The sequence below is a fragment of the Haloferax sp. DFSO52 genome (assembly GCF_048158745.1).
In the GTDB taxonomy this organism is placed as follows: Archaea; Halobacteriota; Halobacteria; order Halobacteriales; family Haloferacaceae; genus Haloferax.
The window spans coordinates 1,175,649-1,189,004 of sequence record NZ_JBLOPB010000001.1; the positions used below are offsets into that span (position 1 = coordinate 1,175,649).

The window sequence follows — 13,356 nt, forward strand, 5'->3', positions numbered from 1 at the left end:
AGTTTCACCGTCGTCAGCCGGACATCGAGCGTCCCACTGTCGAAGCGTCTCACTGTCGTCAGATGAACATGAACAGCACGTACGTGATGACCAACAGCAGCGTGGCGTGTTTGATGCCGTCTTCGACTTCGCCCTCTCCTAACTGCCCTGCGATGAGGCCAGAACAGACTCCCTGAATGGCCGAGAGGTGGTAGAACAGAACCGAGTAAGCCTGGGTGTCGACGTCGCGGAGGCCGGAGAACGTCCCCGAGGAGACGCCAGTGACGCTGCCGGATCCGACTGCCGCCCCGGCCGTTGCCTGTTCGACGGCCGGGATGAACGAGACAGTCAGCGCACCGACGATGCCGAGGAACACGAAAAAGGAGATGTAGATGACGACGAGGTACGTCAGCATCTCCTGATTGCGCTCGCGGGCGAGTCGTCGGCTATCTTGTGCTTCGTTGGCAGCGATTCGGAGGACTGGACCGATGTCGCCACTGGCACTCATCGCGTTCGTGATGAGGGTAATCGACCGCGAGACCATCGGGCTCATCGTTCGGCGGTCCATTCGGTGGAGGGCCGTCTGTACGTCTGCTCCCCAGTCGATATCGCGGACCGTCCGTTCGACCTCGTCGCCGAGTGGACCGAGGTCCGACGACGAGACCCGGCGAAGACTCTGGACGACGGTCAGCCCCGCTTCGTTGACGCTGGCGAGACGGTCGAGAAAGTCCGGCATGCTCCGTTCGATAGCCCGGATTCGACGCTTTCGAATCTCGTGGACCAGCGAGAGCACGACGAGTGCGACGATGGCTGCCTCGATGATGTGTTCGTCCATCACAGCGACGATATCGATGATCGTCCGGGTCGCAGGCGACGCCGAGGCGAAGAGGCTCGTCGGGATGCTCGGAAGCGATGTCGGGAGGCCAATCGACGAGACGGACGACCCTGACTGGAGTGCAACCCAGAGCAGTCCGAGCGGGACCGTGACGACGAGCGTTGCAAGCGGCCGCTGACTGAGCATCTCCAGTGGTCGGTCGGTCCACGTTCGAAGCCAGCGGAAGCGGTCGTACGCAGCGAGTCGCTCGCGGTTTGCCTGCCACCGGTCGGCGGTCACTCCACCATCAGTGGCGGGGTTGCTACTCACCCGAGTTCGTTGGCCGAGAGCGTTGGCGGAGTCGCTTGCCGTCTCGACAGTCTCGACGACAGTTCCACGGAGCGAACGCGTGATGCTATCGATGTAGACGATGAAGCCGAGACTGGCCAACGGAATCGCGACGTAGCCGAGCAGTCGGATGATGGTCAGGGTGTCGGCGAGGACCAATCCAATGACGACGAGGACGGTAATGAAAAACAGCGGCCCTGCGACGAGCGCGGTGACGTACACCTCTGCGAGCGTCGACAGTAAATCGAGGTACTGCTGTTGTTGGGCTTCCGCTTCCGCCTGGAATCGCTCGTACTGTTCTCGGAGGAACGACGAGAGATTGCGACCGCTTCCGAGGACGCTCGCGAGATTCGCCGAGAACTCTTCGAGGTTCGGACTCGGTGTTCGCGAGGCCATCGAATGGAGCGCCGTGATGACGTCAGTGCCGAATGCGTCCATGTCGCGGACGGCGATACTGACTTCACGCGCCGCCTCACCGTAGACAGCTTCGTTGCGAGCGAGTGTTTTGAGAACTTCCGGAAACGGCATTCCGGACCGAGAGAGCGCGAACGTAAACGCCACCGTCCGGGGGAGCGTCGCTTCGATCTCTGAGGCGCGCGTGTCTGCGTGTTCGACGAGTAAATACCAGCGAATCCAGTACACGCCGAGTGCGAGCATCGTTCCGATCGTCGCACTGGAAAAGAGGAGGATGACGAACAACTCCCCGAGTGAGAGTTCCGACAAACTCGAGAGGCCGGCGAGGAACTGGAGGAAAGCGGGAAGCGTCGAACGAACTGTTTCGCCCGAGACGGCGAGTATCTCCAACAGCTTGGCAGCGACGTAGACACCGAAGATGCTCCCGGCGACGCCGAACGCCCCTGCCATGAGCAGGGTTCGCGAGGCGTACACTCGGTGCGTGACGCCGATATGCGCCGCGTGGAGACGGTTGCGCTGTTCGAGCCGGCGTGGGTTCTCGTTCGCGACGTAGAATCCGAAGATTGGGAGCGCCACCCGTGAGACGAGTAAATTAGCGCGTCTGCTCACCGGAGAGAGGAACACTGGGAGGACGAGAAGGACGGCGAAAACGAGTGGGAGCAGAGACAGTCCGGCCGCCATACTAGCGTCCCGAACCCGTCTCGACGAGGCCCTCGTCTGTCTCGACTCTCGCCATCACACTGTCGGGATCGGCGTAGTACTCGTTGATGAGCGCTGTGAACCGTCGGTAGTCAGAGACGCCCGTGTCGGAGAGATGTTGGAGGAACCGTCGACGCCGCCGGAGTTCCCGCCGGAGTTCTGTCCTCGACCAGCCGTTTTCACGCTGAATCTCGTCGAGTAACGAGCTGTCGTTCTGGGTGAACGTGTCGTTCGTTGGGTCCCACGAGAACGACGCGGAGTAGTCGAGTTCGCCCGTCCGCTGGTCGATATCGCCAATCTCACCGATCGTCTGGGACCGACGGACGCGCTCGCCGTCGTGCCGGGTGAGCGTCTGTACACAGAGTAAGTCGAGCGATTGAACCATCGCACGGGGGACGTTTATCGGCTCGTTCTCCAGACGGTTGATGACCGTCTCGATGCTGTCTGCGTGCATCGTCGAGAACGTCGTGTGGCCCGTGTTCATCGCCTGAAACAGGGTGACCGCCTCCTGCCCGCGAACTTCCCCGACGATGATGTATTCGGGGCGGTGGCGGAGTGCCGACCGAAGGAGGTCGTACATCGTGATGTCGGTGTCGTCGTGGAGGCGTTCGCGGGTCACGGACGACAACCAGTTGTCGTGGTACAGGGCGAGTTCGCGTGTGTCCTCGATAGAGAGTACTTTCGACCGCGGCGGGACGAACATCGAGACGGCGTTCATCGATGTCGTCTTCCCGGACGCCGTCCCGCCTGCGAAGATGAGGCTCTTGTTGTGCTCGATACAGAGCCACAGATACGCCATCTGCTCGATAGAGAACGTTCCGTACTCGACGAGGTCGATGGGCGTGAATGGCTCTTCGGCGTACAGGCGGACGGTGAACGCCGACCCGCGCGGTGTCACCTCTTCGCCGAGGGCGAGTTCTGCACGGGCACCGTTGGGGAGCGTCGTCCCGAGAACCGGGTCGCCGACGCTGATGTGTTGGCCAGACCGCTGGGCGAGGCGGACGACGAAGTTGTCGAGTTCCTCGCTCTCGAAGGAGATGTTCGTGGCGATGTCTGTGTACTCGTCGTGGTAGACGAACAGGGGGAGATTGTAGCCGTCACAGGAGATGTCTTCGATGTGTGGGTCGGCCATCAACGGGTCGAGCGGGCCGTATCCGTGAAAATCCCGCCTGAGATAGTACAACAGGGAGTAAAACGACTCCATGTCCAGGTCGAGTCCGTACTGTTCGAGGAGAGAGACGAGTTCGGAGACGAGTGCGTCGTCACGTGCCGGGTCGACGTCGCGTCTGTACAACAGTGGGTCGCGGATATCCGTGCGAATACGGTCGAGGAGTGATGCTTCGAACTCGTCGAGGTCGGGTTCGACGACGTGGTAGCGGTGCGCGGTGGCGTCCGTATCGAACGTGATGACGATGTAGGAAAACGGTGCGTTCACCCAGTACCGGTCGATTTCTTCGTGACCGAGCGGAATCTCGAACGTTCCGAGCGGGGTGTCCTCGGACGTGAGTGGCCGAACGTCGAGACTCGACCCACGGAGCATTTCGGCAGTGCGCTGGAGGATCCGGCGAGTCTCCCTTGCAGCACTGCCCAACTCACCGTCGGCGAGACGCTGAAACACCCCACGGTCGTCCATGGTGTGCGTTGGGGCGTTCGTGTCGTCCGTGGCTTCTCGTTCCATCGTCACCTGAATCAGTTGGTCAGGTTGTATGTGAGGTCACCACTTAAAATGAACCGTGAGCAGAGAGTCACGAACGCTCGACTGTCAGCAAGATTCCCGCGAAGACGAGTGAGATGACGACGCCGATCGGAAGCGGAATCCCCGGGATGCCGCGCGTTGCCAACAGGTACGTCGACACGGCAAGGGAAATACCGATGACACCGAGTAGCCCACCGAGAAGGCGAACGGGGTCGACCGGCCCGGCCTCGATGCGCTCTTCGCGCAGATAGTATGCGAGCGAGAAGAGGACGGCGAGCGCCATCACGACCGCGCCGAGTACCCACGTCTGGTAGGCAATCACGACGCCCTGGCCCGATTGGAGGGCCAGTGCAGAGAACGGATCACGGACTGCAACGCGTTGTGAGAGCCCCCACGCGTACTGTATTTCCACGAACGGGAACCTGACGAACAGGAGACTGATACCCGAGATGTTCGGTGTATAGGTGACGTTCCACGGGAGGAGTACACAGAGCCACGTCGAGACGACAGCGAGTGCGCCCGCGTGCTCAGACCGGACCCAGACCATGCACAAGCGGCACAGTGTGACGGGTAAAAACTACCGACAATCTCGGCGTCGACACAGTACGCACCGCTCCAATTTCACTGCCCGCGACGGACCACCGTCGGAACGTGTCGTTCGAACGTCCAGTTGGCATAACACTGCGTTAGGCGTCACGTTAATACGTAATCCAGCACAATCACTGTATACGGAATGCGGCGTGATTACTTCGAACTTGACGTTCGTGACGTCGATTGGTACGAGGAGGACGGTACTCCTCGCCAGCCGACGGTTTCTATCGACTTTTATGGCCCACCAGACGACCTCAGGGAGCGGTTTTCCGCACCCGATGGCGAGGTTCTCGATGCGGCGGACCTCGACGTGTCGCTGCGTCTGCAGGGCCCGATCAACGACCCGGACACGCGAGGAGTCGTCAGTGTCACCGACCGATTGACCGGTGATTACGTCCTCGAACTCAACGCCGACGCAGTAGACGTCCTCCAGTTTATCGGCGCGGCCCGGGAGTACGGTCGGAGTTCCGACGACACCGACGGCCGGTATCGAGTGGATGTCGCAATCGAGAACCAGCACTTCGCGACGTTCGAGAAGTCGATGTTCCTCGTCTACGATACGGACGGTAGTCTGCTCCGCGGACGGAGTCTCATCCCCTCTGGGGTCGAGCTCTGACATCCCTCTGGAGTCGTACTCGACCGTCGCGGACGCAACGTTCACGCTCGTTCGTGGACGATATCGACAACGAACCATGTCTTCTTTATCTCACGATGCCAGAGAGAGTATCGTGAGGAACGTAACCGACCGCACGAGCAACCCGTTCGGAATGCAACCATCGTGTGACCGGTTCGTCCCCGGATATGGCGACGCCAACGCCGATTTCCACGTCATCGGCGACCACCCGCTGATTCACGGCGGGGAAGACACCGGTGTCCCGTTTACGGACGAAGCGGGCAAACGACTCCAGACTGCGCTCGTCGAATCGGGTCTCTTGGAGACAGTGGGTGACGAACCAGTAGTGAACAAGACGTTCATGTCGTATCTACACATGTGCGTCCCCACCAGTACGCCGACGAAAGCCGAGTACACCGACATGGAACGATTCTTCGACGCGGAACTCCGTGCAATCGCCGCCCACGTCCTGTTACCTGTCGGTGCGACCGCAACCAACCACGTCCTGAACAACTACACCTCGGTCGGATGGAAGACGGACATCGACATGGAGTCACTCCACGGTCTCGAACTTCGCGGCAGTGGCTTTCTCGTCCTCCCGATCAAGGACCCAGTCGAGTGGGACGACGGTGACCACGACGAACTCGTCGACGGGTTGGAGATGCTCCAATCGACGGACTTCCGCCGAGAATCCGACCTCGGACGGTTCATGCCTGGTGACGAACCGTATCTCGTCAGGTAGGCAATATTTTCCAGCAGTAGACCGTCGTCGTTCGATTCTCTGAATTCTTCACGATTCTGCCGGTCGTTCGTCCACCAAGAAACATGAAGGTTATCGTTTGTACACTTATATTGGCAATCACACTCACATAAGGCCAAATTTATCCAGTTGTTCTGGAGGCCGTGGTCCTAATTGGCGAGAACAAAGGACTTTTTACAACTACGACCATAGTTGCTGTTGACGCGCGTGGTTCGATTCATTTCCGCCGGGCGCGTCAGGCAACTGTGAGACTGGTGCTCCTCGCAGTGGCTTGGTCAGTCCGGGGACTCGCGCTCGGCCGCGGTCCCCGCTCTCTACTCATTCAAGAGCGATAGCTGGATGTCTCCGTTAGTCGTCGACACAGTGAGTCTCGGCCCTCCGTCTCCGAGCGTACCGGTGACCTGCGTCCGTGAGACGGTAGACTCAGAGAGCGAGAGACGACTCACATCGACCGACCCAGTCGAGGTCTGCGCGACGAGTTCGGCATCCAAATCCCCTGCGAGTGAGGCGGTAATCTCTCCGTTCGATGACTCGAGAACTGTGTCGCCGCGAATCGCCCGCACTTCGACGTCGATAGACCCGTTCGTCGTTCGAACACTGTCGACGCCGGCGACGTCGAATGCTGTGATTTGTCCATTGCTCGTCGCCAGAGAGACGAACCCATCGATGCGTCGAACCTCGATTTTTCCGTTCGTCGTTAGGGCTTCGAGGTCACCGACGGTGCCAGTAATGTCGATAAATCCGTTCGACGAAGAGGCGTGCGTAACCGGAAAGTCAGCAGGCACACGGACAGCGAGTTCGACGACGACGAGACCCGGTTCGTCGTCGCGGACGACTCGGGCGATGGTGAGCGTGTCGTCTCCGTCGACACTGATTTCCGCCGAATCGAGGTCGTCGGTAAGGAACGCGCGTTTGACGATATGTACCTCAATATCGTCACGATTCCACGATTCTATGGTGACGCTCCCGTTGATGTTCACCACCTCCAGTGCATCGAATCCAGCCGGAGAGACGGTTCTGGTCTCTTCTTCTCGCGTCTCGATACGGGGCGCAGCACACCCCGATAGGGCAGCCATACCAAAAGCGCCCCCGAATTTGAGAAACGACCGTCTGGAAGCGTCGTGCATACTGGAGATGTCGCGACGAGCAGAGAAAAATAGTAGCTGAATGAAACGTTTACGCACGGTCAGCGACGCGCTTCAGCGCCCCGTATCCGTATTCGAGAATCGGGTCGCCGTGACCCATCGCGACCACGTCGACTGGCGGACAGCGAGCGACGAACGCGCGAATGCTCTGTCTGTTCTGGTCGGTGTCGTCGGTGAGTATCCACGGCGCGGGGACGAGTCGGCCGTCTGACTCTCGGACCATGTCGCCAACGAAGGCAACTCCCAGTTCGTCGTGGACGTACGCAGTGTGACCGGGTGTGTGGCCGGGTGTCTTGTACGCGACGAACCCGCCGATTCGGTCGCCGTCGTGAACCACGTCGATTGGGTTCGTCGGCCTGTCGAGAAGTGGTGTCGAGAGTCGTTGTGCCGCCCCCTTGTGTGACAGAAGTGGTGGCTTCGAACGGCCGCTCAGATACGACGCGTCGGGCTCTGCGGCATGAATCGGGACATCTTCTCTGAGGCCAAGCGTGGCGAGCGTTCCGACGTGGTCCATGTCGTAGTGAGTGAGGAGAACTCGGTCAACGTCGCGCGCGTCGAGTCCGCTGGCTGCGAGGCCAGTCAAGAGTTTGTCGCGGTCCCATGGCATGCCAGCGTCGACGAGGACTACCTCGGCGTTGTCTCCAACTCGAGACGATTCTGACTGGTTCCTTGGCCCCTCACGGTGGCGAACATCGGGGTCGAAGACGAGGTACGCGTTGGCAACGAGGAGTCGGAATCTCCTGACGCGACCACCGGCAGTAGACATACGTTGAGATTACACGTCAGCGACAAAAACTGTCGCAGTCGAAGCGTCACAGCTCAGGGAACGAGGGTCAGTGACTCGAAAACGCTGGTCCGTGTCTCGGCGGTCATCGCGTGGCGAAGAGATACCGACCAGCGTCGATGACGAATCCACCAGCGCCGAGCATCGGACACACGACGAGACCGGCGATATCGACGACGAGTGGGCGTGGAATACCGAGTGCACCGACAGCGAGGACGACCACCGGGGCGAGCGCCGCCAGCGCGTAGAGCCACGTCGTCCACGCGTGGCCGAACCGACCCACGATGACGACGAGTGCGACGGCGAGGACGACTGCGGTCCCGGGGAGGATGAGCGTCGTCGGTGCCGTCGAAGCAGCGGTCTGGAGCGTCGCAACACTCGGAAGCGAGAGCGGTGATGTCGCGAGTAGGTCCGGAACTGGCGCGGCGGTATCTATCGAAACGAGCGCCGTGACGAAGGCAGACCCATCGCCAGTCAGATATCTGCCGAGTCCAGCGAAGTACGCCACCAACACGACGAGTGTGGCGCTCCACCCGTACCAGAGTGCCTTCGGGCCCCCCGGTTCACCCGTGGTCGTCTCCGACTGTTTGCGCTCTTTCTCGAAGCGACTGTTCGTCCCTGCGCCGCCGGTGCGAGACGTCGTGCTTCGGCTGCTCGACGATGTCGTCCGACTGGACGCGCGTGACCGAGACGACGTGGACGAGCGACTCGAACTGCGGTTCGAGGTGCGAGACGTCTGATTCGACGTGGACGAACGGGAAGACGCAGAACTCGTTCGCCCCGACGAACCCGATGACGACGAACGTGACGATGTCCCCGACGACCGCGACGACCCTGTCGAGGTACGCGACGACGACCCTGTCGAGGTACGCGACCCAGACGACGTGGCCGAGCGAGAGGATGACCGGCCGGTCGTCGTCGACCGCGACGAGGAGGACTCACTCGACGACCCTTTCCCTGCCTGTCCGGGGAATCTGAACTTGTTGAGGCCGTCGAGCCGTTTGTCGACGTACGTTCGGTGTCCCAGTCGGTCGTAATCTGCTCGTTCGGCGTCGTCGGTGAGGACTTCGTACGCCTTCCTGACGACGGTGAACTGCGCCGTCGCTCGTTCGTCGTCGTTGACGTCGGGATGGTACTCCCGCGCCTTCTGACGGAAGGCCTGTTTGATTTCGCCTGTCTCGGCGTCGCGTTCGACCCCGAGGAGTTCGTAGAAGTCCACCGGCATTCGATGTGAAAATCGATGTGAGGATGGGTTTTGAATGTACCGGGCGAGTCGAGTCCCCGACAGCGCCGCGTCCGTTCGGAATAATCATGAACCTCCGCGGCCAGATGCCCGCATGGAACGAATCCGGTTACGCAACACCGTCTTCGAAGGGCTGAACAACGCCTATCTTCTCCCGGGCGACCGACTGACGCTCGTCGACGTCGGCGTCGCCACCGACGATGTCCGCCGAGATATCCGCGACGGTCTCGACGATGCAGGATACGAAATTTCAGATCTCGAAGCCATCGTCCTCACCCACTGGCACGCCGACCACACCGGGCTTGCAGGTGAACTTCAGGCCGAGAGCGGTGCTGACGTGTACGTCCACGAGGCCGACGCCGGTATCGTCGCCGGCGACGCGGGTGCGCTCGACGAAGAGCGAGCCATTCGTGAGCGACGATTCGAAGAGTGGGGTATCCCGGATGGCCCACTCGCCGAGGTTACGTCGTATCTCGACGGCAACACCGACTTACAGGGCGACCCTGTGGACGTGACGACGGTCGAAGACGGCGACCGAATCGCCGCCGGCGACGGCGAACTCGAAGTCGTCCACCTCCCCGGTCACGCCGCCGGGCTGAGCGCCTTTGCCTTCGACGGCGACGACGGGCGTGAGGCGTTCGTCGGCGACGTGATTCTCCCGAAGTACACGCCGAACGTCGGCGGTGCGGACCTCCGAGTCGACCGCCCGCTCGAGACCTATCTCGACAGTCTCGCACGCGTCGCAGACCTCGACTTCGCACGCGCGTGGCCGGGCCACCGTGACCCTATCGACGACCCTGCTGGTCGGGCGCGAGTCATCGCCGAACACCACCGCGAGCGAACCGAACGCGTGCTCTCGGTTCTCGACGAACACGGCCCCGCAGACGCGTGGACGGTGAGCGCCCACCTCTTCGGTGACCTCTCTGCCATCCACATCCTCCACGGCCCCGGCGAGGCGTTTGCACATCTGGACCACCTCGTCGCCGAGGGCGTCGTCGAACGGGATGGAACCGAGTACAGCACGGTCGTCGCCGACGTGGACGTAGCCGAACTCGTCCCTGTCCCCGAGACGAAACGTTAAAACGCCGCTGGACGGAACGAAGAGCCATGGAACTGCGGGTCATCGACAAGACCGACGAGGAACTCCGCATCGAAATCGGCGGCGAGGACCACACCTTCATGAACGTGCTGAAAGGTGAACTCCTCCAGACCGAGAGCGTGACTGCGGCGACGTACGACGTGAACCCCGAGCAGTCCGGTGGTCAGACCGACCCCGTGCTCTCTATCAAGACCAAAGCAGGCGTCGACCCACTCGACGCACTCGCAGAGGCCGCTCGCGGTGTGCAGGAGACTGCCGACAACTTCACGGCAGCGTACGAAGCCGGAATCGACGCGTAATCTGGCGTTCTTCTCTCGTTTCGTCACTCGCTGAGCGGCGCGACTCGTCACACTGTAGGGTCAGTCAGTCGTACGGTTCTTCGTCCGGTCGGCAGGTGTCCTGTTTTCCGATGCGTGTGACGACGCCGTTCGTGATGGTGATTACCGGACGCGCCGCGCGGCACCCGGCGAAATCGAAGATTCTATCGAACGGAAACTCCGGATTCCCCTCGACGTATGCCGAGACGTTGATTGGTCCCGTATCGACGATGTGTTCGCGTTCGAGGCGTCCGTCTGCAGGAACCGTGTGCGTGTCGTGATACAACTTCTCGTCGTCGGTGTCGGTCACGCGAACGACGACTGTGCTCGGTTTCTCGCTCCAGTTGACGAGGAGAAGCCCAGTCTGTGGATAGGATTCGAACGTTCCGAGACAACCACTGCTTCTCACGCTCGCAGTCACAAATCCTGCCTGGAGGAACCGTCGGCGAGTCCACGAGGACATGACTGTTTAAAGACAACACTCTCGTATCAACATTCCCACTGTGGGCAGGTGTCGTTGCGAATCTCTTGTTGTGAATCGCGACTCAGTCGGCGTGGCCGTGACCGTGCACACCGTGGTCGCCTTCCGCTTCTGTGGGGCCGTCGTAGTCTTTCTCGCCCGCTTCGATGCGGACCTGTAGCCAGTTCTCCATCGGGACGAGCGGGCATTCGAACCGTGGTGAGTACGCACAGAACGGGTTGTACGCGTAGTTGAAGTCGAGCACCCAGCGCCCATCGTCGGTTCGTTCGTCCCCTTCGAGGTCCAGATAGCGCCCTGCGCCGTAGGTTTCGTTCGTGTTCGTCTCGTCACGGAAGGGGACCCACAGTCGGTCTTCGTCTGGTGACGTGCGATAGGCGTCCATCGTGTACGTTTCGTCGTCGATATCGAACGCGAAGTGCCCCCAGACGAGATACTCGCGTTCGCCCTCGGTCGACGTGCCAATCGTAATCGTCTCTGGGTCGTCGTACTCCTGTAGTTCGAGCTCGAATCGGAGGTTCGGGTCGGGGTCGAAGTAGTCGAGGCCGTCGAACAGTTCGCGCTGGTCCGGTGGAATTGGGGAGTGCCGGTCGCGAGCGAGATACCGGTCTTTCTGCTCGCGGTACTCGTGGAGTTCTGTGAGCCAGGAGTCGTCAGTCATCAGGGGAGAACTACGACCGCAAGGATGGTGAAGATTGGTTCCGACTGCGCTGGAGGTGCACGACCGACGAGTCGGAGGTGCGTTCGACTTACAGACGGACCGGCACGCCGTGGTCGTCGAGATACTCCTTCACGTCGCGGATGGAGTACTCGTCGAAGTGGAAGATAGATGCTGCGAGACCGGCGTCTGCGCCTGCTTCGGTGAACACTTCGTACATGTCTTCTGGGCCGCCACAGCCAGAGGACGCGATGACGGGCGTCGAAACGTTGTCACAGACGGCCTTCGTCAGTGGAATGTCGTAGCCATCTTTCGTGCCGTCGGTGTCGATGGAGTTGATGAACAGTTCGCCAGCGCCGCGCGATTCGGCTTCGCGAGACCACTCGACGACGTCCACTCCGGTTCCTTCGCGGCCGCCTTTGACCGTGCACTCGAACCAACAGGACTCACCGTCGACTTCGGCGTAGTACTCGCCGTCTTCGTCGTACCGACGCCGGGCGTCGACCGAGATGACGATACACTGACTCCCGAACGAGCGTGCCCCATCTTCGATGAGCGTCGGGTTCTGGAGGGCGGCGGTGTTGATAGAGACCTTGTCAGCGCCGGCGCGGAGCGTCTCTTTGATGTCGTCGCGGGTTCGGATACCGCCACCGACAGTCAGTGGGATGAACACCTCGTCGGCGACCTTCGAGACGGTGTCGAGCATCGTCTCGCGGCCGTCGGCAGAGGCGGTGATATCGAGGAAGACGAACTCGTCTGCACCGGCCTCGTTGTACCGTTTGGCCATCTCGACCGGGTCACCGGTGTACTTGAGGTCCTCGAAGTTGACGCCAGTGTAGACGGCGGGGTTCCCGTCTTCGTCGAGGTCGACGTCGATACAGGGGATGATGCGCTTCGTAAGCATTCGCTACTAGGTCGTTCGCGAATGAACCGTTTCACCGTTTCGACTACGGCAGGGGTCACAGACCGGCCGCACCGGTCGGCCTCATAGACCGGTGGCCTCACAGATGTCGTTTACGCGCACACGAACATCGCGTTGCTCCCTGCGCTACGTTGATACTGCCGTGCGAAGGTACCGAATACATGGACCTCCCCTCCGTCTTCCACCTCCACTATCACGTCCCAGATGTCGAATACGCAGCCTCGGTGCTCTCGTCTCACGGCATCGAACCGAACCGACGATTTGGGAGTGTCGATGGCGAATCGGTCTCACTTTCTGCGGACGAAACGCCGCCAGAGTCGTTTACACTCCGTCTCCAGACGAATCGCGGCGGCGTCGCCGACGTGACGCTCACGCCGGGGCCACGACTCGAATTCGACCACGTCGGCGTCGTCGTCGAGGATGTCTCGGCCGCCGTCGACCGGGCGACAGAACGCGCGTGGTCGGTGACTGAAAACGAGCGTCGGACGTTTCTCATTACACCGTGGGGGTTCCGTCTCGAACTCCAGCGCGCAACGAGCGACGTCGTCTCTGCACTCGGTTCGCCCGAAGACTGCCGGTTTACGGAGGCGATACTCGGGGTTCCAACCGAATTACGAGACGATATTTCTCGGACCATTCGTGCTGTCGTTGGCGACGTGCAGAACCTCCGTGTGGCTCCGGTTCGGGGTTCCACCTCCGCAGTCCGAGAAGCAATCCTCGACGGGGACAATGTCGAAACGCCACGATTCGAGATGGCGTCGTTGACGGCAGAAGAAACAGTGTGAAAATCGAGTGT

At 60.9% G+C, this 13,356-nt stretch carries 14 protein-coding genes; 5 read left to right on the plus strand and 9 right to left on the minus strand.

Annotation, left to right across the window (positions count from 1 at the left end; genetic code table 11):
• Positions 1 to 58: 58 nt before the first annotated feature.
• The 3 genes from ACK3SC_RS06090 to ACK3SC_RS06100 form a co-directional block, all read right to left on the minus strand.
• Complete coding sequence (locus ACK3SC_RS06090) at positions 59 to 2,236, minus strand: type II secretion system F family protein (RefSeq protein ID WP_416839220.1); 2,178 nt, start codon at positions 2,234 to 2,236, stop codon at positions 59 to 61.
• Position 2,237: 1 nt separating this feature from the next.
• Entirely contained in the window at positions 2,238 to 3,887 is a 1,650-nt protein-coding gene (locus tag ACK3SC_RS06095; RefSeq protein WP_416839950.1) for a type II/IV secretion system ATPase subunit, read from the minus strand.
• A gap of 112 nt (positions 3,888 to 3,999) precedes the next feature.
• Positions 4,000 to 4,497 carry a hypothetical protein gene (locus tag ACK3SC_RS06100; protein ID WP_416839221.1) on the minus strand — a complete coding sequence of 166 codons (498 nt, stop codon included), beginning with the start codon at positions 4,495 to 4,497 and terminating at the stop codon, positions 4,000 to 4,002.
• A gap of 186 nt (positions 4,498 to 4,683) precedes the next feature.
• On the opposite strand from ACK3SC_RS06100, the gene ACK3SC_RS06105 reads away from it, so the two are divergent.
• Together ACK3SC_RS06105 and ACK3SC_RS06110 are read left to right on the plus strand one after the other, a co-directional pair.
• Positions 4,684 to 5,157, plus strand: a complete 474-nt coding sequence (locus tag ACK3SC_RS06105; RefSeq protein WP_416839222.1) for a DUF5793 family protein — start codon at positions 4,684 to 4,686, stop codon at positions 5,155 to 5,157.
• A 112-nt stretch (positions 5,158 to 5,269) separates the two neighbouring features.
• Complete coding sequence (locus ACK3SC_RS06110) at positions 5,270 to 5,896, plus strand: uracil-DNA glycosylase family protein (RefSeq protein ID WP_416839223.1); 627 nt, start codon at positions 5,270 to 5,272, stop codon at positions 5,894 to 5,896.
• A 332-nt stretch (positions 5,897 to 6,228) separates the two neighbouring features.
• Here ACK3SC_RS06110 and ACK3SC_RS06115 read toward each other — a convergent pair whose 3' ends face one another.
• The 3 genes from ACK3SC_RS06115 to ACK3SC_RS06125 form a co-directional block, all read right to left on the minus strand.
• The gene (locus ACK3SC_RS06115) at positions 6,229 to 6,990 is read right to left on the minus strand and encodes a DUF4097 family beta strand repeat-containing protein (protein WP_416839224.1); all 762 of its coding nucleotides are present in this window, start codon (positions 6,988 to 6,990) and stop codon (positions 6,229 to 6,231) included.
• Between the two features lie 100 nt (positions 6,991 to 7,090).
• Complete coding sequence (locus ACK3SC_RS06120; RefSeq protein ID WP_416839225.1) at positions 7,091 to 7,825, minus strand: MBL fold metallo-hydrolase; 735 nt, start codon at positions 7,823 to 7,825, stop codon at positions 7,091 to 7,093.
• 103 nt (positions 7,826 to 7,928) lie between these two features.
• The gene (locus ACK3SC_RS06125) at positions 7,929 to 9,068 is read right to left on the minus strand and encodes a J domain-containing protein (RefSeq protein WP_416839226.1); all 1,140 of its coding nucleotides are present in this window, start codon (positions 9,066 to 9,068) and stop codon (positions 7,929 to 7,931) included.
• Positions 9,069 to 9,180: 112 nt separating this feature from the next.
• Here ACK3SC_RS06125 and ACK3SC_RS06130 point away from each other — a divergent pair, with 112 nt between their 5' ends.
• Positions 9,181 to 10,167, plus strand: coding sequence for an MBL fold metallo-hydrolase (locus tag ACK3SC_RS06130; RefSeq protein ID WP_416839227.1), 987 nt, complete (start codon positions 9,181 to 9,183; stop codon positions 10,165 to 10,167).
• 26 nt (positions 10,168 to 10,193) lie between these two features.
• On the plus strand, positions 10,194 to 10,484 hold the full coding sequence (locus tag ACK3SC_RS06135; RefSeq protein WP_416839228.1) for a DNA-directed RNA polymerase subunit L: 291 nt from the start codon (positions 10,194 to 10,196) through the stop codon (positions 10,482 to 10,484).
• A 64-nt stretch (positions 10,485 to 10,548) separates the two neighbouring features.
• Here the strand turns inward: ACK3SC_RS06135 and ACK3SC_RS06140 are convergent, their stop codons facing one another.
• The 3 genes from ACK3SC_RS06140 to hisF form a co-directional block, all read right to left on the minus strand.
• A complete protein-coding gene (locus ACK3SC_RS06140) occupies positions 10,549 to 10,965 on the minus strand; it encodes a hypothetical protein (protein WP_416839229.1) in 417 nt (138 codons plus the stop codon).
• Between the two features lie 82 nt (positions 10,966 to 11,047).
• Entirely contained in the window at positions 11,048 to 11,641 is a 594-nt protein-coding gene (locus ACK3SC_RS06145) for a DUF1684 domain-containing protein (RefSeq protein WP_416839230.1), read from the minus strand.
• Between the two features lie 88 nt (positions 11,642 to 11,729).
• The gene (hisF, locus tag ACK3SC_RS06150) at positions 11,730 to 12,542 is read right to left on the minus strand and encodes an imidazole glycerol phosphate synthase subunit HisF (protein ID WP_416839231.1); all 813 of its coding nucleotides are present in this window, start codon (positions 12,540 to 12,542) and stop codon (positions 11,730 to 11,732) included.
• A gap of 179 nt (positions 12,543 to 12,721) precedes the next feature.
• On the opposite strand from hisF, the gene ACK3SC_RS06155 reads away from it, so the two are divergent.
• On the plus strand, positions 12,722 to 13,345 hold the full coding sequence (locus tag ACK3SC_RS06155; protein ID WP_416839232.1) for a hypothetical protein: 624 nt from the start codon (positions 12,722 to 12,724) through the stop codon (positions 13,343 to 13,345).
• The last annotated feature ends 11 nt before the right edge of the window (positions 13,346 to 13,356 follow it).